This is a genomic window from Clostridium chromiireducens, from assembly GCF_003575225.1.
Lineage (GTDB): Bacteria > Bacillota > Clostridia > Clostridiales > Clostridiaceae > Clostridium > Clostridium chromiireducens.
Window position 1 is genome coordinate 133,049 of the sequence record NZ_QXDJ01000006.1, and the last position, 26,935, is coordinate 159,983.

Annotated in this window: 20 protein-coding genes, 1 tRNA gene and 1 other annotated feature; of the genes, 14 read left to right on the top strand and 7 right to left on the bottom strand. The window is 30.0% G+C overall.

Annotated elements, in window-relative coordinates; all coding sequences use genetic code 11:
* Positions 1-465: 465 nt before the first annotated feature.
* Positions 466-2,292, top strand: coding sequence for a glutamine--fructose-6-phosphate transaminase (isomerizing) (gene glmS, locus D2A34_RS21220; RefSeq protein ID WP_079437715.1), 1,827 nt, complete (start codon positions 466-468; stop codon positions 2,290-2,292).
* Between the two features lie 202 nt (positions 2,293-2,494).
* Here the strand turns inward: glmS and D2A34_RS21225 are convergent, their stop codons facing one another.
* Positions 2,495-3,250: an SDR family NAD(P)-dependent oxidoreductase gene (locus tag D2A34_RS21225; RefSeq protein WP_119367863.1), complete on the bottom strand. Its 756-nt coding sequence runs from the start codon at positions 3,248-3,250 to the stop codon at positions 2,495-2,497.
* A gap of 219 nt (positions 3,251-3,469) precedes the next feature.
* Between D2A34_RS21225 and D2A34_RS21230 the strand changes: the two genes are divergently transcribed.
* Complete coding sequence (locus D2A34_RS21230; RefSeq protein ID WP_119367955.1) at positions 3,470-4,357, top strand: AraC family transcriptional regulator; 888 nt, start codon at positions 3,470-3,472, stop codon at positions 4,355-4,357.
* Positions 4,358-4,623: 266 nt separating this feature from the next.
* Here the strand turns inward: D2A34_RS21230 and D2A34_RS21235 are convergent, their stop codons facing one another.
* Positions 4,624-5,202 (bottom strand): cyclase family protein, encoded by a 579-nt coding sequence (locus D2A34_RS21235; RefSeq protein WP_119367864.1) that lies wholly within the window; start codon positions 5,200-5,202, stop codon positions 4,624-4,626.
* A gap of 166 nt (positions 5,203-5,368) precedes the next feature.
* On the opposite strand from D2A34_RS21235, the gene D2A34_RS21240 reads away from it, so the two are divergent.
* The 3 genes from D2A34_RS21240 to D2A34_RS21250 all read left to right on the top strand — a co-directional run bounded on the left by D2A34_RS21240 (position 5,369) and on the right by D2A34_RS21250 (position 7,491).
* Entirely contained in the window at positions 5,369-5,857 is a 489-nt protein-coding gene (locus D2A34_RS21240; protein WP_119367865.1) for a MarR family transcriptional regulator, read from the top strand.
* A 13-nt stretch (positions 5,858-5,870) separates the two neighbouring features.
* Positions 5,871-6,410, top strand: a complete 540-nt coding sequence (locus tag D2A34_RS21245) for a methyl-accepting chemotaxis protein (protein WP_119367866.1) — start codon at positions 5,871-5,873, stop codon at positions 6,408-6,410.
* 211 nt (positions 6,411-6,621) lie between these two features.
* Entirely contained in the window at positions 6,622-7,491 is an 870-nt protein-coding gene (locus D2A34_RS21250; protein ID WP_079437720.1) for a formate/nitrite transporter family protein, read from the top strand.
* Between the two features lie 317 nt (positions 7,492-7,808).
* On the opposite strand, the gene D2A34_RS21255 is transcribed toward D2A34_RS21250, so the two are convergent.
* The gene (locus D2A34_RS21255; protein ID WP_079437721.1) at positions 7,809-8,138 is read right to left on the bottom strand and encodes a cupin domain-containing protein; all 330 of its coding nucleotides are present in this window, start codon (positions 8,136-8,138) and stop codon (positions 7,809-7,811) included.
* A gap of 314 nt (positions 8,139-8,452) precedes the next feature.
* Between D2A34_RS21255 and D2A34_RS21260 the strand changes: the two genes are divergently transcribed.
* Entirely contained in the window at positions 8,453-10,714 is a 2,262-nt protein-coding gene (locus D2A34_RS21260) for a glycogen/starch/alpha-glucan phosphorylase (RefSeq protein ID WP_119367867.1), read from the top strand.
* A gap of 125 nt (positions 10,715-10,839) precedes the next feature.
* On the opposite strand, the gene D2A34_RS21265 is transcribed toward D2A34_RS21260, so the two are convergent.
* A complete protein-coding gene (locus D2A34_RS21265) occupies positions 10,840-11,511 on the bottom strand; it encodes a helix-turn-helix transcriptional regulator (protein ID WP_119367868.1) in 672 nt (223 codons plus the stop codon).
* Between the two features lie 466 nt (positions 11,512-11,977).
* Here D2A34_RS21265 and D2A34_RS21270 point away from each other — a divergent pair, with 466 nt between their 5' ends.
* From D2A34_RS21270 to D2A34_RS21280, 3 genes are all read left to right on the top strand, one after another.
* Positions 11,978-13,981 carry a methyl-accepting chemotaxis protein gene (locus D2A34_RS21270; protein ID WP_079437724.1) on the top strand — a complete coding sequence of 668 codons (2,004 nt, stop codon included), beginning with the start codon at positions 11,978-11,980 and terminating at the stop codon, positions 13,979-13,981.
* A 246-nt stretch (positions 13,982-14,227) separates the two neighbouring features.
* Positions 14,228-14,815: a rubrerythrin gene (gene rbr, locus D2A34_RS21275; protein WP_079437725.1), complete on the top strand. Its 588-nt coding sequence runs from the start codon at positions 14,228-14,230 to the stop codon at positions 14,813-14,815.
* 274 nt (positions 14,816-15,089) lie between these two features.
* Positions 15,090-15,512 (top strand): hypothetical protein, encoded by a 423-nt coding sequence (locus D2A34_RS21280; protein ID WP_079437726.1) that lies wholly within the window; start codon positions 15,090-15,092, stop codon positions 15,510-15,512.
* 74 nt (positions 15,513-15,586) lie between these two features.
* On the opposite strand, the gene D2A34_RS21285 is transcribed toward D2A34_RS21280, so the two are convergent.
* The gene (locus tag D2A34_RS21285; protein ID WP_079437727.1) at positions 15,587-16,204 is read right to left on the bottom strand and encodes a HutD family protein; all 618 of its coding nucleotides are present in this window, start codon (positions 16,202-16,204) and stop codon (positions 15,587-15,589) included.
* Positions 16,205-16,489: 285 nt separating this feature from the next.
* On the opposite strand from D2A34_RS21285, the gene D2A34_RS21290 reads away from it, so the two are divergent.
* Positions 16,490-17,074, top strand: coding sequence for a 5-formyltetrahydrofolate cyclo-ligase (locus D2A34_RS21290; protein ID WP_079437728.1), 585 nt, complete (start codon positions 16,490-16,492; stop codon positions 17,072-17,074).
* Between the two features lie 41 nt (positions 17,075-17,115).
* Positions 17,116-19,749 (top strand): hypothetical protein, encoded by a 2,634-nt coding sequence (locus tag D2A34_RS21295; RefSeq protein WP_079437729.1) that lies wholly within the window; start codon positions 17,116-17,118, stop codon positions 19,747-19,749.
* Between the two features lie 384 nt (positions 19,750-20,133).
* Here the strand turns inward: D2A34_RS21295 and thrS are convergent, their stop codons facing one another.
* A complete protein-coding gene (gene thrS, locus D2A34_RS21300) occupies positions 20,134-22,065 on the bottom strand; it encodes a threonine--tRNA ligase (protein ID WP_079437730.1) in 1,932 nt (643 codons plus the stop codon).
* 130 nt (positions 22,066-22,195) lie between these two features.
* Positions 22,196-22,447 (bottom strand) — a binding site (T-box leader).
* A 203-nt stretch (positions 22,448-22,650) separates the two neighbouring features.
* Between thrS and D2A34_RS21305 the strand changes: the two genes are divergently transcribed.
* Both D2A34_RS21305 and D2A34_RS21310 read left to right on the top strand, forming a co-directional pair.
* A complete protein-coding gene (locus tag D2A34_RS21305) occupies positions 22,651-25,083 on the top strand; it encodes a methyl-accepting chemotaxis protein (protein ID WP_079437731.1) in 2,433 nt (810 codons plus the stop codon).
* Positions 25,084-25,153: 70 nt separating this feature from the next.
* A tRNA-Leu gene (locus D2A34_RS21310) sits at positions 25,154-25,238 on the top strand.
* A 132-nt stretch (positions 25,239-25,370) separates the two neighbouring features.
* On the opposite strand, the gene D2A34_RS21315 is transcribed toward D2A34_RS21310, so the two are convergent.
* Entirely contained in the window at positions 25,371-25,775 is a 405-nt protein-coding gene (locus D2A34_RS21315; protein ID WP_079437732.1) for an HNH endonuclease signature motif containing protein, read from the bottom strand.
* A 455-nt stretch (positions 25,776-26,230) separates the two neighbouring features.
* Between D2A34_RS21315 and D2A34_RS21320 the strand changes: the two genes are divergently transcribed.
* Positions 26,231-26,827 (top strand): hypothetical protein, encoded by a 597-nt coding sequence (locus D2A34_RS21320; protein ID WP_182629436.1) that lies wholly within the window; start codon positions 26,231-26,233, stop codon positions 26,825-26,827.
* The last annotated feature ends 108 nt before the right edge of the window (positions 26,828-26,935 follow it).

The following is a 26,935-nucleotide window of genomic DNA, read 5'->3' on the forward strand; positions in this document are numbered from 1 at the left end:
TAATATAGACAATTGAAAATAATATGATAAAATAGTCAAAGAGGCATAAAAGGAAATGTGGAGGTGAAGAGTATAGGTAAGAGAAATTTTTAAATTCAAAAAAGCGCCAGGACTAAGTGATGCTCAGTTAGAAATGAAGTTAGTGAAAAGATGGTTTTTTGTTAAAGGAAACTCGACTCACATTCGTTCGCTGAGTAAGTTCAAGCTACCAAATCGAAGATTTGGACTTTCACTTACGTTGACGAGGTTGGGGAGTATCGAAACTTCGGCGGGTGCCCCACGGTATCGCACTACCGTAAACGGCTGGTAAAACTGTAAAGCGATTTGCAGCACAAATTCAGCTTGGTGTTAAAACCTTTGTTTTAGTTTTAATTTCTAGGATTATTATGCCTTTTTTTATTTGGCTAGAATGAAATTAAAAGAAGAATAAAATTTAATATGTGAAAAAAGAGAGGAAGAATAAATATGTGCGGAATAGTTGGATATTTTGGAAGTAAATCAGCAAAATCTTTTTTAGTAGATGGGTTATCAAAGTTAGAGTATAGAGGCTATGACTCAGCTGGTATTGCCGTTGTTAATGAAGGTAAGGTAAGCATCGAAAAGCACAAAGGTCGTCTTACTAATTTAAGTGATAATCTAGGAGAAGGTAAAGCTGAAGGAACAATAGGTATCGGTCATACTAGATGGGCAACTCATGGAGAACCATCAGATATTAATTCACATCCACACCAAAGTTCAAAAGGAGATATTACTGTAGTTCATAATGGAATTATAGAAAACTATATTGAACTTAGACATTGGCTTAAAGAACAAGGATATGAATTCATATCTCAAACAGATACTGAAGTAATACCAAACTTAATTCATTACTACTATGAAGGAGATCTTTTCAAAGCAGTTGTAAAAGCGACTGAAAGATTAAACGGAAGTTATGCTCTTGGAGTAGTAAGTGGACAGGAACCTGATAAATTAGTTGCAGTAAGAAAAGATAGTCCATTAATTGTAGGTTTAGGAGAAGGGGAAACATTTATCGCTTCAGATATTCCAGCAATAATTAGTTATACAAGAGACATTTATCTTTTAGAAGATAGAGAATTCGTTGTATTAGATAAAGATGGCGCTAAAATTTTTAGTGCTGACGGAACAGAAATAAAGAAAGATGTATTTAAAGTAACTTGGAATGAAGATGCTGCTGAAAAAGGTGGATATGATTCATTCATGTTAAAGGAAATCAACGAACAACCAAAAGCTCTTAGAGATACAATGACATCTAGATTATCAATGGATCATGATATCACTTTTGAAGACTTTAAGTTAACAAAAGAAGAGCTTGATAATATAGATAGAATCTTTATAATTGCTTGTGGAACTGCGTATAATGCAGGTCTTATGGGAAGAGTAGCTATTGAAAGATTAGCAAAAATTCCAGTTGAAGTTGATATTGCATCAGAATTTAGATATAAAGATCCATTAGTAACTAATAAATCTCTTGTAATCACATTAAGTCAATCAGGAGAAACTGCTGACACATTAGCTGTTCTTAGAGATTGTAAAAAAGTTGGAGCTAGAACTCTAGCTATAACTAACGTTGTAGGAAGCAGTATTTCTAGAGAAGCTGACAATGTAATATATACAATGGCAGGCCCAGAAATAGCAGTGGCTTCTACTAAAGCATATACAACACAAGTTGTTGTAATGTATTTACTAGCAATGCAGTTCAGTGAATTAAGAGGTTTAATGACTAAGGAATTAGATAAAGAATTAAGAGAAGCTTTATTATTAGTACCTGAAAAAGTTAAAGTAATCTTAGACAGAGCAAGTGAAATAGAGGAAATTGCAAATCTTTTAACTGACGAAAAAGATGTGTTCTATTTAGGAAGAGGTGCTGATTACGCATTATGTATAGAAGCATCATTAAAACTTAAAGAAATTTCATATATCCACTCAGAAGCTTATGCTGGTGGAGAATTAAAGCATGGAACAATAGCATTAATTGAAGAAAAAACTAAAGTAATAGCTTTATTAACTCAAAAATCATTAAGAGAAAAAATGATAAGTAATATAGTTGAGGTTAAAGCTAGAGGAGCAGAAGTAATTGCTATTGCTTATGAAAATGATGATTTAGATGAATCGATTTTTGATAAGATAATAAGAATACCAGAACTTCTTAACTTAGTTTCACCAATAGTAGCTGTAGTTGCATTACAACTTTTAGCTTATTACACAGCTAGAAATAAAGGCTGCGATATAGATAAGCCAAGAAACTTAGCTAAATCAGTAACTGTAGAATAATAAAGTATAAATATATAGAAAAGTAGATAAAAATTGAAAGAATAATATTTTGATTAAACTTTGTTCAAAATATTATTCTTTAATTTTATGGAGAAATAGGATTTACAGTCATTGTTTTTTTGATCAAACTTTATTCTAAACCTACAGAAGTGCCCATTCCATAAATATTATTAATTTGAGTTGCTATATCTTTTTAATCTTCTTAAAGCAAGTGTCCGCCAGACACTTCGATGTCTTGGGCTGTTACCCAGCCGAAATCATCAGATAATAAGTTCACAATGACCTTAGCAAGATCTTCTGGTTGTCCTATTCGGCCGAATGCAGATTGATCAGCTAGTGGCTTAATGAATTCGGGATGTTTATCGAATGCTCCATCGCCAAAATTGCTGTGAGTAGGGCCAGGAGAAACTGCGTTTACTCGAATTTTTCGTGGTGCAAGTTCCTTGGCGATGTAGCGAGTCCAAGATGACAACGCTGCTTTTAACGAACCGTAGGCAGAATAACCAGGAAATGATTGGTTCTTGGATGAGCTCGAGGTACTCACAATCGATCCAGATTCTTCCATGAATCGAACAAGATGTTGCGTTAAGAAAACTGGTCCTTTGAAGTTCGTATTAAGAATCTTGTCAAAGTACTCTTCGCTCATTTCCGTGAACATCATTGGTCCACCTACACCACCATTATTTACTAAGTAATCAAAAGTAGTTCTATTCCAAACTTCTTTGAGCTTCCTCTTCACTTCCTGAACGAAACCTTCGAATGTTAATCTTTGAGTCAGATCCAATTTCAGTGCTACAGCCCGAACGCCATTATTCTTTTCAATTTCCTTAACAATGTCCTCTGCTCTGTTTTTATAGGAATTGTATGTGAGGATGACGCTTATTCCGCGTTTCCCAAGCTCAAGTGCAGTTGCTTTTCCAATTCCATTACTTCCACCTGTTACTATTGCAATTTTCATAATAAGATCCTCCTTGTTTTGTTGTTCAATTTTGATTTTATTTTAGCTGTTTCTGCTGAAATAAACTAGACCTAATGGTGCCACTTTATTGCCTAAAAATATCACTAGTATTAAAATTGTTCGAATTATGCGCTGCTTTTTGTATTTTAAAAAGCCTAAAAATGCCCTGGGGTTTGGGATTCAGTTGAAAAATAGAAAGTGATGTGATAGAATATGTGCATGAATAAAATTTTAGATGAAATTATCGACCTAATGAAAATAGCAGGCACTCGACCAATTGAAACTGGAGTACCAGGGCTAAGCATGATTAAGGGAGACATTCCAACACATCAGCTCACAGCACTCTACAAGCCGATGATTGGTTTTACGATTCAAGGAACAAAAATTCTTTTAATTGGGGAACGTAGTACTGCCATGAGAGGGCCTTCATATTACGTGTTGCCAATACATGTTCCTGCAACGGCGAGTGTACATCCAAGCTGTGATGGTAGTCCTTATATGTCCCTAGGCCTTGAGCTAAATCAGAATGTTCTTCAGAGTTTGCTGAGAGATCTTCCTGAAGGCCTCTTACCCACTGCTTCTGAGAAGTTTGCAACTTGTGAAATAGACATCGAATTCATGGAGGCATGGTTACGGTTATTACGATTAATAAAAACTCCAAGAGATATTCCAGCGCTTGCACCGGTTTATGAACGCGAAATCCTTTATCGAGTTCTGATGGGGCCACAAGGATGGTATCTGAGGCAACTTGGCTTGAGAGAAAGTAATTTTTCTAAGATTTCTCAGATTGTAAAATGGCTTCGCGATAACTATACGAAGTCAATTGACATCAGTGAGATCGCATTAAAGTCTGGTATGGCTATAAATACCTTTCACCGCCAGTTTAAACAGGCAACGGGTTTAAGTCCAATTCAATTTCAAAAGCAGTTAAGGCTTTTGGAGGCCAGAAATCTCATGGCATTTGAGGGCTATGCAGTGGCTAGTGCCGCATATCAAGTTGGCTATCAGAGTCCCTCACAGTTTAATCGAGAGTACTCCCGCTTCTTCGGTGCACCTCCAGCTAGAGACACTGAGAAGCTAAGACGAATCGAAAGCGCGAGGGATTAGCAATTAGTTGCTTCATTCTATTAAAGTAATTTAATCTCTACGATTAAGTTCTCGTCGAGCATAAATTACTATTCTTCAAAAGAGGAGGACGGACAATAACTTAAGTGGCTAAAGCAAATGGTAAACATCATTAAAATCCTGAATAAGGTAATACCCGGAACAATACTGCTCCGGGTATTTTTTAATTAGGAACATATAAACCTATATGGCCATTACAGTTTCAACCCCAAAATATCACAACGCTTGATAGTTTGGAATCTATAAATTTATACTTCAGCTATTACTCTACAAGATAGACCAGAAAAGCCGCTCATGTTTATAGGGAAAGTATATACTGTGAAGGATTTATTGAGAGTTTCTTTTAACAATAAATCTAAATTAACAAGATTTTCTATAATAAAAATGCCATTTTTCGCACAATGTGAGTCAATGCGAGGATGATCTTTAGGCTTCTTAGCTCCCGCCATATCTACACCTATAAAACTTACTTTCTTTTCAATAAGATAATTTACTAAGTCATCAGATAACTCAATGTATGTTGATAAATATTCTTTAGAGCCGTATCCATATTGCTTTAATATTCCTGAATGAAATAATATGAAATCATTTTCTTTTACACTGCTTAAATCTAAATCTTCTAATTTTACCTCTTCAGTTTTGATATGGCTTATATCAAATATTTTGCCTTTTGTTATGATATTGTCTATTGAAAATTCTCCGTCCATGACATCTAGATGGGTTCCTACATGCCCAGATCTTTCGGCAACTTCATTAGTAGTTTTTAGTGAAGATAGCATCTCGTCCAATATTTCTTTTTCAATTTTAAAACTTAAATCAATTTTCATTTTATAACCTCCAATATAATATTTAATTTCCTAGGAAACGATATTATAATATCACAATATTATTTCCTTGTAAACTATTTTTGGAAAATGCATTGAATAAGCGCTTGAAATAGAATATAATATAATTGTTTCCAAAGAAATTAATAATTAAAAGGAGATCAGAATTATGAAAACAGAAAATACAAAATTTGAGATAGATATAACAATAAATAAATTGATAGCAGCCTTTGATAATATAAATAATTCGTTAGATAGTCATGAGAAAGAAATGAAGGATTTGTTAATCAAAAATGATCATAAAGATTTTAACAATATGAGCCTAATGCTTTCAGAAGTTCACGCGATTGAGTGTATTGGAAAAAATCAATTGACTAATTCAACATTTATAGCAAAAGAATTAAATATGACGAAAGGTGCCATATCGAAGATTACTAGTAAGTTATTAAAGAAAAAGTTAATAAAAGGGAATCATTTGGAAAATAATAAAAAAGAAATTTATTATACCTTGACAGCACAAGGGAAAGAAGTCTTTAAAATACATGAAATACTTCATAAAATTGAACATGAAAAGTTTGTGAAAATATTAAGCAAATATGATAAAGAAGGCTTAAGTATTATAAATAGTTTTTTAGATGATTTAATAAGCGAACTTTAAGGAGGAGAAGAAAATGCAAGGGAAAGAGAATAGAAGCATAGTCAATAATGAAGAAACTCAGGTTAAAGAATGTATTGAAACTATATCAAATTTATTAAACGATATGAAGGGGAATATAAATTTTTCAGAGGAAGTAGCAAGCAGAGGAGGAAATGAAGTGAGTAATTTCATTTCAACCTTTGAAGATCTCTTAAATCATACAAAATTTATAGAAAATATTTCATCTGAAATAAATGCTGTTGCATCTAGAACTAACTTGCTAGCGCTTAATGCATCAATAGAAGCGGCAAGAGCAGGTGATGCGGGGAGAGGGTTTTCAGTAGTTGCAGATGAAGTTAAAAAGCTTTCTATTGGTACAAAGGAATTAGTTGTAAGTATGAATGATACACTGAAAAAGATATATTCTTTGACGAAGGAAGCAAATGATGAAATAGAAAAATTAAAAAATAGGGTAAATAATATTCAGCAAGCTAGAAGTAATTTTTCTAAGGTAAATAATGAGGTAGATATTATAGTTGCTAAGTTTGATGAATTGAAAAGAATAACGAATTAAGCAGTAACTTATAGAGTTGCACTAGTAGAATTTACGATATCCAAATCGGGAATTTCTTGTATATAATATCCTTTCTTGATTATATAAAAAAAATAAAGTATACTGGTTATATAAAATGATAATGAATATCATTTACCAAATGTGGAAAGGAGAAGCTACTCGTAAAAATATAAACTAATAAGTAACGTCTGAACTGAGTAGTAGATTTAAAATGAGTACAAAGAATTATTTAACACCATTAGAAATTACTGAAGAAATAATACAAACTGGTATTAAGAAATCAAAGATGACTATTATTAATATGCTTATACTTGGATTCCTAGCAGGTGCGTTCATTGCCTTTGCCGCTGAGGGTTCAAATATGGCATCTTTTAACCTTTTAGCAAAGGCAGAAACTTATGGATTAGGGAAGGTTTTAGCCGGTGCTGTTTTTGGAACTGGGCTCATGTTGGTTTTAATTGCAGGAGGAGAGCTCTTTACGGGTAATACAATGATGCTTGCTGGTGTGCTAGATAAAAAAGTGAGTATAAAAGCAATGCTAAAAAACTGGTTTTATGTTTATGTCGGAAACTTTATAGGTTCTGTATTTATAGCCTATATGATGAATAAGTCTGGTCTTTTTAACAGTGGAGATAGTATGCTTGGCGCAGTAACAATAAAAATTGCGGCATATAAAGTAGGGCTTACATTTACTCAAGGTTTATTTCTTGGAATCATGTGTAACTGGCTTGTATGTTTGGCTGTGTGGATGGCATATGGTGCTAAAGATATGACAGGAAAAATATTCGCTATATTTTTTCCTATATGGCTTTTTATAACCTCAGGATTTGAGCATTGTGTAGCTAATATGTATTACATTCCAGCAGGTGTCCTGGCTAAAAACAGCAAGGCATTAACGGATGCGGCTCTTGTGTTAGGAGTGACACCAGAAAAACTTGAGCACTTGAACTGGGAAACATTTTTTATTAAAAACTTAATTCCTGTAACACTAGGAAACATAATTGGAGGCGGCATTTTGGTAGGGGTAGTTTACTGGTATGTATATATTAAAAGCAGTAAAAGTTTAGATAAGAGAATTTAAATGCTATTCTTAGGAATATATTTTTAAAGGTATATATGTATATAGAAAAATACTTTTATATAAATATATATAACTTTTTTACTATATACATAGAAAAATATATAAATATTTATAGGAAATATGCAGGCTTCAGAGGTATGTATAAATGCTTAGAAGATAATTCTGGTCATTCAACTTTAATTACATAACAAAAATTTTTAATCACGTTTTGAGAGCACATCACAGGTACAGTTGTCATGCTGCATTGTGATGTGCCGTTTTAATTGTTCATATAAAATCAAAACAGATTATAAAGTTTTAAAATAAAAGGTCAGCAATTATTTTAAAAAGTCTTCTCTTGTTGGCGTGAATACATCTAATAATTCCGAACCTTCTTCCAAAATAATGCATCCATGAGGGACATTTGAAGGGAAAAGTAAAGAATCTCCAGCAGTTACTATAGTTTCTTCTCCATCTATTATAAATTTTAATTTACCCTTTAATACGTATGTAAATTGGTCATGTGGATGAGTGTGAGGAACAACTGAAGTAGTTGTTTTATCAAATATAACTCTTGCACCTAATAAGCTGTCTCCATTAGCTAAAATTTTTCTATTTGTGTTATCATCAGGGAATTGCATAACTGCATCTTCATTTTTTATAATCATAAAAGCATCTCCTTAATAAAGTGTTTTATAAAAATTATACAATGTTTTTCTAATATGTCATAATATTAATTTATATTTTTAACAGTTAACAACATTAGTAATATAAGATTTGAACCTATCTTACTAGAAAGAGAATATGTTTTGAAATTCACATTATAAATATACAAAATATATATGAAATATACAATCAAGTTGTATATAAATTGATATAATAAGGCTAAATCGAAGATATTACTCATGGGTATCAAGTGAAACTTGATACAGATGCTAGCTATGGGATAAAAATAAATAATTTAATTGAGGTGGGAAATTATATGTTAGAAAAGAATTTAAGTGAGATCTTAAAGAAAAGGTTTAACAAGGTAATTAGTAAGGCGAGTAACGAAGAAATCTATTTAGCATTATTAGAATTAACAAAGGGAACAATCAAGAAAAAGGGAGCTAATAAGGGAAAGAGAAAGTTATATTATATTTCTGCTGAATTTTTAATAGGTAAATTAATGTCTAATAACTTAATTAACTTAGGTCTTTATGAAGAGATTAAAGAGGTTTTAGCTAAGAATGGTAAGGAGTTAGCTGAAATTGAAGAAGTTGAATTAGAGCCTTCATTAGGAAATGGTGGTCTTGGAAGATTAGCGGCTTGTTTCATAGATTCTATTGCAACTTTAGGATTAAATGGAGATGGTGTAGGATTAAACTATCATTTTGGATTATTTCAACAAGTTTTTGAAGATCGCAAACAAAACACAGTTAAGAATCCATGGATAACAAGTCAAAGCTGGTTAAACAAATCTAACATTAAATTTGAAGTTCCATTTGCTGGATTTACAGCTACTTCAACACTTTATGATATAGATGTAACTGGATATGATCAAGAGGCTTCAAATAAACTTCGTCTATTCGATATTGATACTATAGATGAAACTTTGGTTAAAGAAGGAATTAACTTTAATAAAGAGGACATCAAAAAGAATTTAACATTATTCTTATATCCAGACGATAGTGATGAGGCTGGGCATTTATTAAGAATATATCAACAATACTTTATGGTTAGTAATGCTGCTCAATTAATTTTACTTGAAGCAGAAGAAAACGGGCATGATCTTCATAAATTACATGAATATGCTGTAGTTCAAATTAATGATACGCATCCATCTATGGTTATTCCTGAATTAATAAGACTACTCGGGGAAAAAGGAATACCGATGTCTGAGGCTATTGAAATAGTATCAAAGACTTGTGCTTATACGAATCATACAATATTAGCAGAAGCATTAGAAAAATGGCCAATAGCTTATTTACAAAAAGTTGTACCGCATCTATTACCAATCATTAGAGAGCTGGATAACCAAGTTAAGCTTAAATTTAAAGATGAGAAAGTAGCTATTATAGATAAAGATAAAAGAGTGCATATGGCTCATATGGATATTCACTATGGATACAGTGTAAACGGAGTTGCTGCTTTACATACTGAGATCTTAAAAGAAGAAGAATTAAAATCATTCTATGATATATATCCAGAAAAATTTAATAATAAAACTAATGGTATTACATTCAGAAGATGGTTAATTCACTGTAATAATAAGTTAGCAAGTTATATAGATGAACTTATTGGTGAAGGATATAAGAAAGATGCTACTAAGTTAGAAGAATTAGCTAAGTTTATAGACGATAAAGAAGTATTAAATAAACTTGGAGAAATCAAGAAAGCAAATAAGCTTGAATTAAAGGAATATTTAAAAGAAACTCAAGGCGTTGAAATCGATGAAAATTCTATCTTTGATATTCAAATTAAGAGACTTCATGAGTATAAGAGACAACAAATGAATGTACTTTACATCATTCATAAGTATTTAGATATAAAGAACGGTAACAAGCCAACTACGCCTATAACTATGATATTTGGAGCTAAGGCCGCACCAGCCTATATAATTGCTCAAGATATAATTCATACTATTCTTTGCTTACAAGAAATTATTAATAATGATCCAGAGGTTAACAAGTATTTAAAAGTTGTTATGGTCGAAAACTATAATGTAACTAAGGCTTCTAAATTAATACCTGCTTGTGATGTATCAGAACAAATTTCTCTTGCATCTAAGGAAGCATCAGGTACTGGTAATATGAAGTTTATGCTAAATGGCGCATTGACATTAGGAACTGAAGATGGAGCTAACGTTGAAATTCATGAGTTAGTCGGAGATGAAAATATCTATATATTTGGGGAATCTTCTGAAACAGTTATCGAGCACTATAAGAAAGAAGATTACGTTTCTAAGAAATTCTATGAAAAGCCAGCAATCAGAGAATTAGTTGATTTTATTATCAGCGATGAAATGGTGGCAATTGGAGATGAAGAAAACCTTACAAGACTTCACAAAGAGTTAATCAATAAAGACTGGTTTATGACTTTACTTGATGTTGAAGATTATATTGAAACTAAAGATATTGTATTTAAGGATTATGAAGATAGGGAAACTTGGAATAAGAAAGTATTAATTAATATCAGCAAGGCAGGATTCTTCTCTTCGGATCGTACAATTGCTCAATACAATGAAGATGTTTGGAAGTTGTAATTTCTGATATTGAGTTAAATTTGTTTGATTTGGTATCGATACCGAATTGAATTAAACTTATAAAGAGATTAAAAATTTAGGAGCCTAAATTTTTAGTCTCTTTATTTTAGTAAAAGCTACGTTTTTCATCCAAAATTACTATTTCTATATTCAGAAGGTGAAACACCAGTAAAATATTTAAAGACTTTATGAAAATGACTTTGATCATGAAAACCTAACGTTAAACTAATTTCTAAAATACTATTTGTAGTAGTAACAAGTAACACCTTAGCCCTATCAATTCTTATTTTCTTTGCGTATTTCATTATAGTTATCCCCATATGTTTTTTGAAACAATCAGATATATAGCCCTCAGATAGATTTAAATCGCTAGATAACTGTTTCAAGGATATCTTACTCTCAATATTTAGATGAAGATGTTTTAAAATTCTATTTATAACAAAGTTATCTTTTACTTCGACATCATTTATAAGCAAGTTTATATATGTATCTATCATTTGTATTTCAAGATCTTGAAGGGATTGCAAAGTATTGAGGGTTGGAATTAAATCATAAAACTTGTTATATACAGGATGAAGGTACCTAGTTAGAATTCCATTTTCAACTATTTGCCGAGTATACATTGCATTCCAAATAATTAAATCATTTTTCTTATCTTGTATAGGTATTTCGTCAGAAATTTCTGCTAAATGCTTCTGTGTAACTATTTCTAATATTTGTGGCTTGGCTCTAAGTTCAATTAGAAAGGATATATCATTATTAAAAATACTCATATCAGATTTGAAAGAATTGTCCAAGATGCATCCTCCTCCACATAGTTATTAATGTATATATTTTTATGGTATATATACATATTATATTAAAAGTATACAAATAGAATCAAGATAAATCAGCTTTTTGCAATTGAGGTTGCAATTGAGGTTAGTAATTATTGTTGGAGCATATTGCTTAGGGAATATGATTTAAAGAAATAAGTAAATATGATGGACTTGCAAATCAGAAATTAAAAAGAGATCAATTATCTGACAAAGAGATCTTTGTTTCGAATTTAGATAAAATGAATTTATACTCTTTTTTCGACTTTTTTGTCGATAAAAAATTAATAATATTGCTGCAATAAAGTAAAGAGATGGGATTATGGTGCGATAATAAAAGTAATATGTAACATATTGTTGAAACTATAGAACAATATAAAAATGGACGATAGTAATTTACCTTTATATTAAATTGTGAATTATATTATTTGTGAAGAGAGGTTTTATGATGAAGAAGAAAAAAATTAAACTTAACAGCATCCGGAGTAAACTCATTATTAGCTTAGTAGGAATATGTATAATCCCACTACTTATTTTGGGATATGGTGCAAATATGCAGGCCAAATCAATTCTTAATGAAAAATTAAAGGTGACAAGTCAACAGACACTTTTAGAAGTAAATGATGGTATCAATAATTATTTTAATGGGTTTGGCAGTATAATTAATATTCTATCGACAAATCATAATTTCGTTAATGCTGATGATAGCGAACAGGCAACATATATACAAGACCTTTTACGTGGTGTAAAAGAAAGTAATAATAATATATTTAGTTCATACTTTGGGACAGTTGATGGGCAGTTTCAAATATATCCTAATAATAAAATGCCTGAAGGATTTGATCCTAGGGAAAGGCCTTGGTATAAGCAGGCTATGGATAACAGAGGGAAAGTGATAGTGACTCTACCATTTAAAGATGCTCAAACTGGTAAAAGTGTTGTATCACTAGCAAAGACAGTAGAAAGAGACGGAAGAGTCATAGGCGTATGTGCAATGAATGTTTCATTAGAAACACTTACTGAAAAAGTAGCCACAAAAAAAGTAGGAACTACAGGATACGTATTTATCTCTGATATTGAAGGTAAGAGCATTATAGCACATCCTAACAAAGACGTAGTAGGTACTGATGCAGCATCTAAACTTTCAATTTGGAATGAAGTGAAGACATCAGAAAAAGGTTTTGTAGCTTATGAATATAATAATGCAAATAAGTTTGGAGTATATGAGACCAATAATGTTACTGGATGGAAAATGGTGGCCACGATAGATGAGAAAGAAATAACAAATGACACATATTCAATATGGATTACAACATTAATTATAGTATTAGTGATCTTCTTGATTTCTATAGTATTATCTTTATTCTTAAGTAAGGGGATAGCTCAAAATATTAAGAAATTAAAAGAAGTATTTGAAAAAGCATCGAATGGTGATTTAACAGTATCTATATCGTCATCAACAAATGATGAATTTATGGATTTAGCTCATTCTTTTAATGGAATGATGAAAAATATATCAGGGCTAATGAATAATGTTACAACATCATCTAGAATAGTGTTGGAAACGTCATCAAACCTTGCAAGTATGTCAGAAGAAGTAACAGCTTCAATTGGAGAAGTTGCAAGAGCAATTGAAGGGGTTTCACAAGGTGCTACCGATCAAGCGCAAAATGCTCAAAATGGAGTTGCGCAGATGAATAATTTATCAGATGGATTAGATGAAATCAGCGTAAACTCAAACGAAATGGACAGGCTTTCTATAAGTGCTAAGGATTTAGGTGATAAAGGATTATCTATGATTGATACTTTAATAGAAAAATCACATAAAACCAAAACAGCTACTTCTGAAGTTAATGATATAGTACAAGATATGAATGAAAGTACTAAAAAGATAAATACAATATCTGAAACAATATCTCAAATAACAGAGCAGACAAATCTTCTCTCACTAAATGCAAGTATAGAATCAGCACGTGCCGGAGAAGCAGGTAAGGGATTTGCAGTCGTTGCAGAAGAGATAAGAAAGCTTGCAGAACAATCTAAGGAATCAACAGAAGAGATTAAGGTAATTATAGCAAACATACAGAAGAAATCTGATACAGCTGTAAGTGCTATTAAATCTACGGAGAGCATAGTTATCGAGCAAGATTTGGCAGTAAGCGAGACTCAACAAATATTTAGTGAGATCCTTAATTCAATTGGAACAATGATTAATAAAGTTGAAGAAGTAAAATTAGCTATAGTAGAAATAAATAAAAGGAAGCAAAGTGCAGTATCAGAAATAGAGAATATATCATCTATATCACAGGAAACAGCTTCTGCATCAGAAGAAGTGACAGCATCAACAGAAGAAATAACTGCTGCCATGGATAGATTTACAAAATATGCAGATGAACTCCAAGTATTAGCGGAAAAATTAGATACGGAACTAAATAATTTTAATTTAGATTAATAAATAGAATATTATATATGTATAAGTAATAAAGGAAATTAAGAAATGAAAACTTGATTTCCTTTTCTTTATAGGTTAAATATTATATTTGGATAATTTTATGAGGATATAATATCTACGTCATAATTAGTAATAGGCTAAAGGAAAGGAGGTTAAAAGTTAATCTGGATGAATTGTAGATATAATGGTATAATTTAGGTATAAATTAGTATATAAATTTATAGAAAAATCATGGGAGGTAGAGCGATGAAGAGTTTAAAAGGAAGTAAAACAGCAGAGAATTTAATGAAGTCATTCGCTGGAGAGTGTCAGGCAAGAACTAGATATACTTACTATTCAAGTATTGCTAAAAAAGAGGGATTTGTGCAAATTGCTAACATATTTATAGAAACTGCAGAACAAGAAAAAGAACATGCAAAAAGATTCTATAAATTTCTTAAAACTGATTATGTAGATGAGGCGATAGAAATACAGGCGTCTTTTCCTGTTTCTTTTCATGATAAAACATTAAAGAACCTGCTTGCAGCAGCAGCAGGCGAAAATGAAGAATGGACAGACCTATACCCAAGTTTTGCAGAAATTGCTGAACAAGAAGGATATCCAGAAGTTGCAGTAGCTTATAGGAAAATAAGTGAAGTTGAAGAGAGACATGAAATTAGATATAAAAAGCTTGCGAAAAACATAGAAGAAGGAACAGTATTCAAAAAGGATGAAGTGGTTCTTTGGAAGTGTAATAATTGTGGGTATATATACGAGGGGCAAGAAGCACCTATTGCATGTCCTGCTTGTGTGCATCCACAAGGATATTTTGAAGTATTTTTAGAAAATTATTAATCATAATATGAGATAACTTAACGATATGTATTTAAAAGGAAACACTTGTTAAAAAGGATAAGTGTTTCTTTTTTATATTACTTTTTGACAAAGAAAATATTTAAATTACGAGGAGTTTTATGTAATTTTGGTGTATGTCTAGGGTATTAATCAAGTATAAAAATAAGAACAGAAAGTGGAAAGCTTATAATGACACTTTTTAGTTTTAGACAGCAGGCCCTAGTCATGATAAAATAAAAGAAGTAATACAAAAATTCAGACAGATGGTGAGCAAATGATTAGGGCGAAGTTAGAAAAAAATAAAAGTGGAAAGATAATATTTAAGTTAAAGGTTGATGAGGCTAGTAAGGATAATATTTTATTCAAAAGAGCACTTATGGAATCAAAATTTATTAAAGGAAAATCTAGATATGAATACGAAGTACCTTTAAGATTTTTTGTCCCAATATATAATAATGTAGATAAGGAAAGATTTTCACTAGATAAGAAAAGTATAATATCGTACTTAGAATTTTCGGATCACTATGATCAAAACTACTATACAGATATTGATGCAACTGCAAAATACATGAAAAAGTGGAGAGAAGAAGGGTGTCCTGAAATTTATAGAATTACTATAGATATAGAAAATCACGAAGTGAAAAAAGAAGTTGTCTTTAAAAAGAATAAAATTGAAATTAAGGAATTGCAACTATAAAAGTAGTATAAAGAATGAAGAGGTATATCTCAAACTATAATTTCTAGCTTGAGATATACCTTTATATAAATGATTTATTTATGATAAATTATACTTACTATTATGTTGGTTGCTTTAGAAGAATTGTTCCATAGAGTGAATTCGTGTATGGAATTCAACTTTACGTTGTTTAGTAATAATAAATCTTTAGAATTAAGTTCGAAATTTTTACTATCAACATCAGATTTAAAGCTTCCATCAACTACATAAAAGCAGATATAGACTAAATCTTTATTAGGTAAAGCATTATATTTAAAATCAATATAATTATTAGGAGGAATATTTAGATGTATTAATTCACCGCTATAATTTTCTCTTGTCATTAAATTAAAAACGGATGCTTTTCCAGCAGTTGTAGTTGTCCAATCACCCATAAAACTATCTTGATCAAAGGGTTTAAGTAACTTGTTATATTTACCCTCATGATTAAGAGTTATTTGCCCTTCAGTAACCATAAACTTACGTGAAACATTTGGCAGGTTACTGAATGTAGATTCTGATATATCAATTTTAGCAACACCAAGTCTCCATAAAAAGTTTCTGCTAGCATAATCAGAATTTAGTGGGTACGTTATTAATTCAGTGGCTATACCACCAGACCAAAATGTTGGTTTAAATTTATCTTGTAGTATTAACTCAATTTCGTATTTCATAATTAATCTCCTATTTAAATACGTATTATATGTTCATTCTATTATATTAAAAGATATATGCATAATCAATGCAGTTATTAGATTCGTTATAGAATATTACTTATCACGTATATATTACATCAAATATTCCTTAGATATAAGGGCATGAATAAAAGCGTAGACACAACATAATTAAATAAGTAAAATTATAATTAATATGGTAAATAATCAAAGTGGAAGACTATTTATAAATGAAGTAAATGATCTTTATTAACATGCGAAAATATAATTGTGGAGGCTGATATTATGAGCATCTCTAATGATAAAAAAACATTAAGAAAAGAGATTTTAACTAAGCGTAAAGATATAGATAATGTTGAAAAAGAAAAGATGGATAAAAAGATATTAAATAAATTTTACGAAAGTAAATTTTATAAGGATGCAACAAATATATTTGTTTATATATCCTATGATTCAGAAATAGACACTAGATTAATAATAAACAAGGCGTTAAAAGATAATAAAAAAATTTATGTACCAAGAACAGAATTTGAAACGAGAATTATGGATGCTGTAGAAATTAAATCCTTTGATAACCTTATAAAAAGTAATTATGGTATTTTAGAGCCATCAAAGAATGAGCCGTGTATTAATCCCAATGAACTAGATTTAATTGTTGTCCCAGGCGTAGCGTTTGATAGAAATGGCGGTAGAATGGGTTATGGTGCAGGTTTTTATGATAGATATTTTAAGAAAATTACAAAAGATAATATAGAAAGAATAATAAAATTAGCATTGGCATACAATTTTCAAGTATTAGATAAAGTGCCAATGAATGAACAGGATGTTCCGGTAGATTTTATTATTACTGAAAAAGAATTTATTGGGTAGTGCATATATAGTGGATAACTTACATATATGGGGGAGAGCTTATGGAACACAATGAAAATAATTTTGCCTACCTTAGAAGAACTAGTATAGAAAAATATTACTGTGAGTTAATTAAAGCTGAACATGCATGTGAGTACTTTCCCATAATTACAAAGGTCATTGTTAGAAAAGTTCTAGAAGTTTTTCTGAAAGATATAGCTGAAAAAAATAATATAGAAAGCAATGTTTCAGCTTGGAATTTATTTAATAATATTAATTCTAGCCCAAAATTTTCGTTGCCAGAAAAAATATATAATTATATAGAAATTATACTGGTTAATGGATATGAGCATGTATCACGAAATAATAAAAAGATATCTAAGCATCCAATAGAGATTTTGGAAACTATGCATAATATTTTATGTTGGTATTTAAAAGAAACGGAACCACTTACGGTAGAGTTAATTGGTGATTTAAACTTTAGGGCACCAAGTACCATTGAGTATATGGAAAAGGAAATTTGTAAAATACAAAAAGATATTTTACAAAAGGATAAACAAATAAATAATCTAAGAAAAAAAATTATTCAACTTAGCAACAAACCTAAAATAATTAGTGATGTAAATAAAACTATAATTGAAATAAAGCGAGAAAAGGAAATTTTAGAAGAATGTCACAAAATATCAATTAAAAAGATTGAATTTCAAAGAAAACAGGTTTCAGATATAGAAAAAAATTATAAAACTTATATTAAGAAATTAGAAATATTAAAAGAAAAATGTAATGAGAACCAGGAGTTACTGTTTGAAAAAGAAAGTCAACTTGTTAAGGCTGAGATAGAAAATCAAGAATTAAAGCATACAATTAAATTTTTGGATGAAGAAGAAAATACAATAGAGACGAAAGAACATTATATTGAGAAAGAATTAAAAATAGTAAGGCAGTCATATGAAAACTTATCGAAGCTAACTAATCAATATCAGGACATACTAGAAACTATGGAATTTTCATACGATAGAGACTTGCAAAAAATACTAGAATTACAGAAGAATAATATTAATATGAAAATTAGCTTTGAAGATTCAATATTTAATGAAAATATAGTTATTTATAATAAAAATACAATTGAGGCCAAAAGAAAAATATCTATATTTAAGGGAATATTGGATGAAAGGATTAAAAGGGAAGTAAGGAATGGTTATATATATAAGCGGTTCATTGGCTTAAAAGGTAGGGAACTTAGAATTGCATATACTATTATTAACAGTGCTAATAAATCAAATAATATAATAAGTAAATCTAAAGAGACTTTACTAAAATCCAATGAGGAAAAATTTCTAACATCATTAAGTAAAAATTTAGAGGATTTAAGCAATATAAGTGATGATGAAATTAAATTAGTGTTATATTATAAATTAATAAATTTATCACAAATGCATGTAGGCGTTATATATAATAGAAGACAATTTGTACAATCTGTAGAGAATATAGTAGAGAGAGCTTATCAAATTCTTGTGGATAAAAAAGATTTCAAAGGAAGAATAAGAAAGCTAGATGCTATAGGTTCATATTATTTAGAGAAAATATTAATTTCACTAAAAAACAAAAATGCTAATATTCAAATACATGATATTTTAGTGGATAAAATCTATAAAATTATTATGAAACTAAAACAAAATGAAGAGAATATTGGGAAAACTAAAATATATTATGATAAGTTTGATTTAGACAATATGTCAGAAACAACATTAAAAATATCTATAAAATCCCAAGTATTTGTTTTCCTATCAATAATGGTTAGTTTGGGTAATATTACATCATTTAGAGAAGTGGCAGCAGTTATACTTGAGATTGATAGTTTAATTTCTAAAAGACCATTATCAGACAGCTTTTATGATGGAGAACGTCAAAATTTAAGATTTCCAAATGAGTATTTTATGATTCTTATGGCTCTAAGCAGCGGAATTACTTCCATAAGTCAAAAACAGCAGGAAGAATTACTGCCATTACTAATAGCTGAAATAATGAGTTTAGATGTAGAAGATAATGTTAACTTTGATTGTTATGATAGAATGGTTGATTTATGGAAACATAAACAGCAGCGATATAATGATATTTTCATAGAGAAAGAAAATAAGGAAAACGTATTAGAATCATTGCTAAAGGAAAAGCAGGAGTTGGAAATTAATAATGCAGAATTATTGCGAACTAATGGGGTGCTGGTTGAAAGATATAATATGTATAAAGATGAATTCAAAGAGATTGTACTGAAATCAGATAAAAGAATTCTTTTACCATCATATATAAGCTTTGAAAGACTGCGCAATAAAAAAGAAATGGCAGAGAATAATATAAATGAATCTAAAAGTAAGCTTGGGACCTTAAAAAGTATGTTTTCTCCAGACATGTGGAAAGAGCAGGCTAGTAAACTAATTAATGAATCTAATATGGTAGAAGCTGAAAAGCGCTTGATCGAGGAGGCAAAACAAAAGCCTTATTTTAAAAAAGAATATTCTGTCTTCTCAGAGTTAGAAAAGCAAATTAAAGAAAGTAATGAACTAGTAGATAAAAGCGAGGAGAAGCTTAAGGATAAAAATTCATTAATTGATAATACAAAAAAACAAATTAGTAAACTACAAAGACAGTTAAATAACATAAAGGAACACTACCCAGATATTGAAGAGGGATATTATTAGAAAAACTTAATGTTATATTAAATCAATATTTTTAGACAGATAAAATTATATTTAGTCTGTATTTTATCAAATTAATAAAAAGCACTAAATGAAAGCTGTATATACTTAAAGTGAGCAACTTTCAATTTAGTGCTTTTTGTTATATTTCATATATATAACTTAAGTGTAGATATTAACAGAAATGAGAAGTATGTTTTGTGAAGTGTTTCATTGGAATTTAGATGGTTATAATTCTTGACTAGAAGTTGTTCGAAAATGCTAGTTCAAAACTTGTTTTTGAGGCTAGCATTTTTGATGCAACTTCTAGTCTTAGAATTACCCATCTAAATTCCTAGAAACCGGAATAAAACATACTTCTCATTTCGTTAACTTATATACTTAAGTTTATCTTTCTTTGTTTTCTATTTCTTTTACAATTCTTTCGATGAATGCATCTAACTTTACAGCACCTTCATCATCGTTTTTCCTACTTCTTACAGAAACTTCGCTGTTTGCAGCTTCTTTTTCTCCAACAACTAGGATGTAAGGAGTTCTTTCAAGTCTTGCTTCTCTAATCTTATAGCCGATTTTTTCAGCTCTGTAATCTGATTCAACTTTAACGCCGTTGTTTCTTAAAGTTTTAACAACTGATTCAGCATAATCATTGTATTTATCAGAGATTGGTAATACTTTTACTTGAACTGGAGCAAGCCATGTAGGGAATGCACCAGCATATTTTTCTATAAGCATTGCTATAGTTCTTTCATAGCATCCAATTGATGATCTATGGATAACAAATGGTATTTTCTTTTCTCCATTTTTATCAATATAAGACATCCCTAATCTTTCAGCTAAAGCAAAGTCGATTTGAACTGTTATTATAGTATCTTCTTTACCATGAACATTCTTAAATTGAATATCAAGCTTTGGTCCGTAGAATGCAGCTTCACCTTCAGCTTCAGTATAGTTTATATTTAAGTGATCTAAAATAATTCTCATTTGATTTTGAGTAGATTCCCATGCTTCAGGATTATTTATATATTTTTCAGTATTGTTTGGATCCCATTTAGAGAATCTATAAGTTATATCCCCATCTATTCCTAAAGTAGACATAACATAATCTATTAAATCAATTACCCCTTTAAATTCTTCTTCTACTTGCTCAGGAGTACAAACTATATGACCTTCTGCTAATGTAAATTGTCTTACTCTTATAAGACCGTGCATTTCACCTGAAGCTTCTTTTCTAAATAGAGTAGAAGTTTCATTATATCTTATTGGAAGATCTCTATAGCTGTGTTGTTCTGCATTATATACAGTAAATTGGAATGGGCAAGTCATTGGTCTTAAAGCTAAGACTTCTGAATCTGTTTCTTCGTTTCCTAAAATAAACATACCATCTTTATAGTGATCCCAGTGTCCAGAAGCTTTAAATAAATCATTCTTAGACATGAAAGGAGTTTTAGTTAATACATATCCTCTCTTAGCTTCTTCGTCTTCAATCCATCTTTGAAGAGTTTGGAATATCTTAGCACCCTTAGGCATTAGCAATGGAAGACCCTGACCTACTTTTTCGTCAGTTGTGAAGATTCCAAGTTCTCTACCTAATTTATTATGGTCTCTCTTTTTAGCTTCTTCCAAAGCTTCTAAGTGCTCATCTAAATCTGCTTTCTTTAAGAATGCAGTACCATAAATTCTAGTAAGCATCTTGTTCTTCTCGTCACCTTTCCAATAAGCGCCAGCACTTCTAATAAGCTTAATTGCCTTAACTGATTTTATTGATATAAGATGAGGACCAGCGCATAAATCAGTGAATTCACCTATTTTATAGAAAGAAATCACTTCGCCTTCAGGAAGATCATTTATCAATTCTACTTTATATGGTTCATCTTTCATTAATTCCAAAGCTTCGTTTCTTGGAAGTGTAAATCTTTCGATTGAAGGATTTTCTTTTATTATTTTTTGCATTTCTGCTTCAAGTTTTTCTAAATCAGCAGCAGTGAATGATGTTTCACTGTCAAAATCGTAGTAAAAGCCATTCACAATAGAAGGACCTATAGCTAATTTTGTTTCTGGGAATAATCTTTTTACTGCATAGGCTAAAACGTGAGATACACTGTGTCTCAATGCATCCTTACCTTCCTGAGAATCAAAGGTACATATACTTAACTCTACATCTTTATTTATTTCTTCTCTAAGGTCGACAACCTTGCCGTTAACAACACCACAGCAGGCATTTCTAGCTAAACCTTCACTAATTGATTTAGCAATTTCGTAAACTGATAAACCAGCTTCAAATTCTTTAACTGATCCATCTTTTAAAGTTACTTTTATCATTGTTAAAACTCCTTTCAATATATAAAACATTATAATTTCTGTAATTTACATAATTTCAATAATAATATTGATTAAGTAATCATTATATAAATTATATAATTTTTTCAAATAAAAAAACTTCATCCCTAAAAATAGAGGCGAAGTAATATCCGTGGTTCCACTCTAATTACCTATTAATAGTTTAATTATATAGAAAAGTACATAACTATCTAAAAACCAACAAAATAGGTCACTTAAGCTTATCATAACGCGATAAATACGGGCTTTATTAGAGCCACTCAGAGGTGGTTTTCAGTCTAAATTTATTTAAGAATAATCACACCAGTATATTCTCTCTCTGAAAAATAAAATTTTAGCTTACTGTCCTCATCAACGTGTTTATTATAGTAATTAATATTTTCATTATAATCATTGAATTTTTGAATGTCAATAAATTAAGAAAAAAATCTATAAGTGAAAAATTCTTGAAAAATATTTTACCTGTTTTAACAATGTTTTAATCTGATTTTAATAAGAAGTTTATCAAGATGGAATAAGATTGAAATATGTAAAGTTGTATTTAGGTATTTATTTCAGGAGGTAGAAATGAATAAGAAAAATAAAAGTATAAAAGTAAAAATTATAATGTTCTTAATACCAATGCTGCTAATAGCATTTATATTGTTATCTGAACTTGGGTATAAATTTGCAAGCAATTCATTAAGGGAAAGTAACTTAAATGTAATGTCGGAAGTAACCAAGACTGCAGCCGGAAGAGCAGATGACCAAATTAAAAGTGAAATTAAGAATCTTGAGATGATTGCAAGCAATCCTATAATTAGTAATGAAGGTATCCCTTTAGAAGAAAAAGTGGAGATTCTTATACCTGCATTAAAAGCAACTGGTCAGCTAGTGATGAGTATTAGTGATAAGAATGGAAAATCAATAGATACATTAGGGAATAAAAAAGAGATAAAAACAACGCAAAGTTTCATGAAATCAATAAAAGGAGATAATGCGATAACTAATCCATATGTGGATCCAATTACTAATAAAAAGGTTATATCATATTCAGTGCCGATTAAAGATTCATCAAGTAATGTTATTGGAGTTATTACATCAGTAAAGGATTGTATGGATTTTTCTACTATAAATAAGGAAACAACTTTCTTAAGAACAGGAAATTCATTAATTGTCGATAGGAATGGAAATTTTATAGTAGCGGAAGATGAAAGTCTTGTGACTGAAAATAAAAACATAACTAATATGACGTCTGATAAAGAATCCTTAGGCGATTTAAATAATATTGGTAAAAGCATGATTATTGGAACCCAATCTGGAGTTGGAAAGTACACTTATGATGGAAAGGTAAGATATATGACATATAGCCCAATAGGAGAGACAGGTCTTTCTATTGGAATCACAGTTGAAGAAAAAGATTTATTAAGTGCACTAGACAGTTTAGGAATGGTTGATGCCATTGTGACAATAATTATGATTTTATTAATATCAGTTATAATAATAGGATTTACTATAAAGATGATAAACAGGCTATTAGGAGCTAAAAATTACGTAGATAGCATAGCAAAAGGGGACTTTTACTCACAGATTGATAAGAAATATACTAAAGTAAATGATGAAATTAGTGAAATATGTACAAGTGTAGGGCAAGCTAAAGAGTCGGTAGGAGTAATGATTAAATCTGTAAGAGATAATGCTAATGTAGTTAGAGACGGTTCACTATCACTAACTGAAGTTGCAGAAAAATTAGCAATTCTTACAGAAGAAATATCTGCATCAATAGGAGAAGTTGCAATCACTACTAGTAAGCAAAGCTCTGAATTTGAAGATATAACAAATAAACTAGCTGAGTTTGGAGATAGGATAAATTTAGTTAAAAATAATGTGCATCTAATTAATCAAGATGTCTCAGTAATAAGCAATAAATCACTAGCAGGTACTAAAGATATCGAGGAATTAAATAGTGGAATTGTAAGTGTTAATAATAGCTTTGAAAGATTTGCGGTTAGTATTGAGTATATACAAGGGGATATGAAAAACGTAAGTGAAGTTATTAACATTATGAACGGAATATCAGAGCAGATAAATCTTTTGGCGTTTAATGCAGCTATTGAGGCAGCCAGTGCAGGAGAAGCAGGAAGAGGATTTAATGTTATAGCACAAGAAGTTAGGAAACTTTCAGATAAGAGTAAAGCATCAGCACAAAATATACATAAGATAATAAATAGACTTGTTAACGTGTTAAATAAAGTTGTAGAAGAATCCAAAAACATGGATAGCGAACTTGAAAATCAAAAAAATAAAATTTATGAGGCGTCGGATTCCTTTTCAGAAATAGCTGAATTGGTTAAAGAAATCACTCCTAAGGTTTCGAGTATAGATAGTGCATTTAAGGATATTAGTCATAATAAGGACTTAATAGTTGAAACAGTTTATGAATTATCGGAAGAAATAAAAAATTCATCAAATTCGCTAGAACAAGTAACAGATTCATCAGTAGAACTTGCAATACTTGCGGAAAAGGTAAATGGAAGTTCAGAGGTTCTATTAGATAAGGCTGAAGATTTAATCAACAAAGTAAGGAAATTTAGGATTGAAAAGGAAGATGATATTCAAGAGAAAACCTTCACTATTGAAGAATTAAATATAATAGAAAAATCTGTTATTGATGAAGAATCAATAGTTGAGAAAACTCCGGAAGTGGTATTAAAAGATTTAGATTATATGAGAGAATCTGATTTACCATTAGAAGAAGAACTAAAAGACTTAATAATTCCTTCAAATGATGAATATATTATTAGATACTCAGCTTATGAGGATATACACTTATCATTAGTAGAAAACTTCGTTGATCTAAGTTTATCTCCTTTAGAAGAATTAGAGGCAGACTTACCACCAACAAAAGATTTTGGTTGGGGGTGTGCAAAAGTAGCAGAACTAAAAAATTATATAAGATATAAAGAGATTAAAGAGTACGAAGATGAGTATGAAGATTTAAGCCGTTATAATATATCGTGAATTAATGATTTAATATAGAGCATAAATTTAACTTGATTTAATATATTGAAAAGATGTATAATATTGGTATGCAGATGTGGCGGAATTGGCAGACGCACTAGACTTAGGATCTAGCGCCTTAGGGTGTAAGGGTTCGACTCCCTTCATCTGCACCAATACACACAGATAACATAATTTATTAATAGTAAATATATAAAGTGAAGCCACTAGCTTATTAATTAAGCTAGTGGCCTTAGTGTTAAAAAATCATAATTATATAGATAACCTATATAATAGAATTGAAAAATTTAATAATTATCTTCAATCAATTTATCTAAAGTTAGGTTAACAATCATTTCCTCAGAATAAGTTTTTTCTCCCATTATTTTGAAGATTACTTCTGATTTTTTATAGCCTTCTTTATATAGTTTTAAATTTTTTGTTATTCGTTTAAGAGTGTTTTTAGGTATATTTAATTCTAGAGCTAATTCCTTAAAAGAGTAATAGTCTTTTTTTAACATTTCATATAACTTAACTTGAAGATCTAGTTTGTATCTAAGATCAACTTCCTTTGATTGATGGGGCCCATATTTTCCTCTATGATGAGATGGACATAAATATTTATAATTTAATTCTATATCAAAGCCGCCTTCACTTCTGTGAACAATATGATGTATATCAGCTTCAGCATTACATATTTCACATAAACACAATGTTTAAATCCTCCTTAGAATTTAACTCATATACCTAGATATATAGAGTATTTAAAAATTTATTTATATTATATTAAATTAGAATTATTAGTTCTCAACTATTGACAGAAATGAAAATAACTCGTATCTTACATCAAAGTATTTAACATGTATTATTATAAAGTAATCAATTGAAAATATCAAATTTAATATATATATATTAAATAATTGAACTATAGGAATAAAAATGAAATTAAGGGATAGTATAGTAATAAGAGATATTGTCTCTTTAAAACAGTACATTAATTTGGAATATAGAGTATTACATACCATATAATATAATGATAGTTAATAATATATTATATCTTATAGATTTTTTATTGGGAAGGTGAGTAGAAGTGAGGGAAAATTATAATTCATTAACTTTTTGGGAAAACGTTATCAGCAAGAATAAGACAATAAGGGGACATATGTTTATGCAGAAACCTCCTACTGAAAGAAGCATTTATTTTCATAGTCTTATGTTTGGAGATAGAAATGGGATAAATAATATATGGGGATACTTCCCTAATTTTCAAAGTATAATTGGATATATCCAATATTCATTTTTACAGGAATCTTTTTATAGATGGATATATGGGAAAGAGAGACTAGTAACTAAAATACCAAGCTTAACTGTTGATAAGATTATACGTGAAGGAGAAAAAGAAAAGAAAATAAATAAGGATACAGCTTTTAATATGAGAAGAGATTATGAATTTGTGCGGAGTTTATGGAATTTGCCATCTAATAGAGCAGAGGAAGAGTTAAAAAAGTTTGTTATAGACTTTAACAAGAAATGGATGGGAGATAACAGAGAATTTATATATTTTAAAATTTTTTGGACCGCTGAGGAATTGGGCGAATTTGTAATTTCATCTACTCTATTAACAGGTACAGAAGAAGAATTAGAAGCTAAGATAAATATGAAAATAGATGAATGGAAAGATATCTGCAAGTGTGCATCAACCGATCCTGTTAAAGGAGAGAAGTTTAGAAAGGTCTTGTGTAAAGACTTAACTGAAGTATTTTAAGGTGTTATTAGGCACCAAATGAGTATCGTATAATCATTTATAATTAATAATAAGAAAATAGAAGAGAAATTATAGCTAATTTTTCTTCTATTTTTATTGAAAATATTT

Coding starts and splice junctions, on each gene's coding strand:
- glmS (WP_079437715.1), top strand. CDS start 466: ATGTGCGGAATAGTTGGATATTTTGGAAGTAAATCAGCAAAATCTTTT.
- D2A34_RS21225 (WP_119367863.1), bottom strand. CDS start 3,250: ATGAAAATTGCAATAGTAACAGGTGGAAGTAATGGAATTGGAAAAGCA.
- D2A34_RS21230 (WP_119367955.1), top strand. CDS start 3,470: ATGAATAAAATTTTAGATGAAATTATCGACCTAATGAAAATAGCAGGC.
- D2A34_RS21235 (WP_119367864.1), bottom strand. CDS start 5,202: ATGAAAATTGATTTAAGTTTTAAAATTGAAAAAGAAATATTGGACGAG.
- D2A34_RS21240 (WP_119367865.1), top strand. CDS start 5,369: ATGAAAACAGAAAATACAAAATTTGAGATAGATATAACAATAAATAAA.
- D2A34_RS21245 (WP_119367866.1), top strand. CDS start 5,871: ATGCAAGGGAAAGAGAATAGAAGCATAGTCAATAATGAAGAAACTCAG.
- D2A34_RS21250 (WP_079437720.1), top strand. CDS start 6,622: ATGAGTACAAAGAATTATTTAACACCATTAGAAATTACTGAAGAAATA.
- D2A34_RS21255 (WP_079437721.1), bottom strand. CDS start 8,138: ATGATTATAAAAAATGAAGATGCAGTTATGCAATTCCCTGATGATAAC.
- D2A34_RS21260 (WP_119367867.1), top strand. CDS start 8,453: ATGTTAGAAAAGAATTTAAGTGAGATCTTAAAGAAAAGGTTTAACAAG.
- D2A34_RS21270 (WP_079437724.1), top strand. CDS start 11,978: ATGAAGAAGAAAAAAATTAAACTTAACAGCATCCGGAGTAAACTCATT.
- rbr (WP_079437725.1), top strand. CDS start 14,228: ATGAAGAGTTTAAAAGGAAGTAAAACAGCAGAGAATTTAATGAAGTCA.
- D2A34_RS21280 (WP_079437726.1), top strand. CDS start 15,090: ATGATTAGGGCGAAGTTAGAAAAAAATAAAAGTGGAAAGATAATATTT.
- D2A34_RS21285 (WP_079437727.1), bottom strand. CDS start 16,204: ATGAAATACGAAATTGAGTTAATACTACAAGATAAATTTAAACCAACA.
- D2A34_RS21290 (WP_079437728.1), top strand. CDS start 16,490: ATGAGCATCTCTAATGATAAAAAAACATTAAGAAAAGAGATTTTAACT.
- D2A34_RS21295 (WP_079437729.1), top strand. CDS start 17,116: ATGGAACACAATGAAAATAATTTTGCCTACCTTAGAAGAACTAGTATA.
- thrS (WP_079437730.1), bottom strand. CDS start 22,065: ATGATAAAAGTAACTTTAAAAGATGGATCAGTTAAAGAATTTGAAGCT.
- D2A34_RS21305 (WP_079437731.1), top strand. CDS start 22,651: ATGAATAAGAAAAATAAAAGTATAAAAGTAAAAATTATAATGTTCTTA.
- D2A34_RS21320 (WP_182629436.1), top strand. CDS start 26,231: ATGCAGAAACCTCCTACTGAAAGAAGCATTTATTTTCATAGTCTTATG.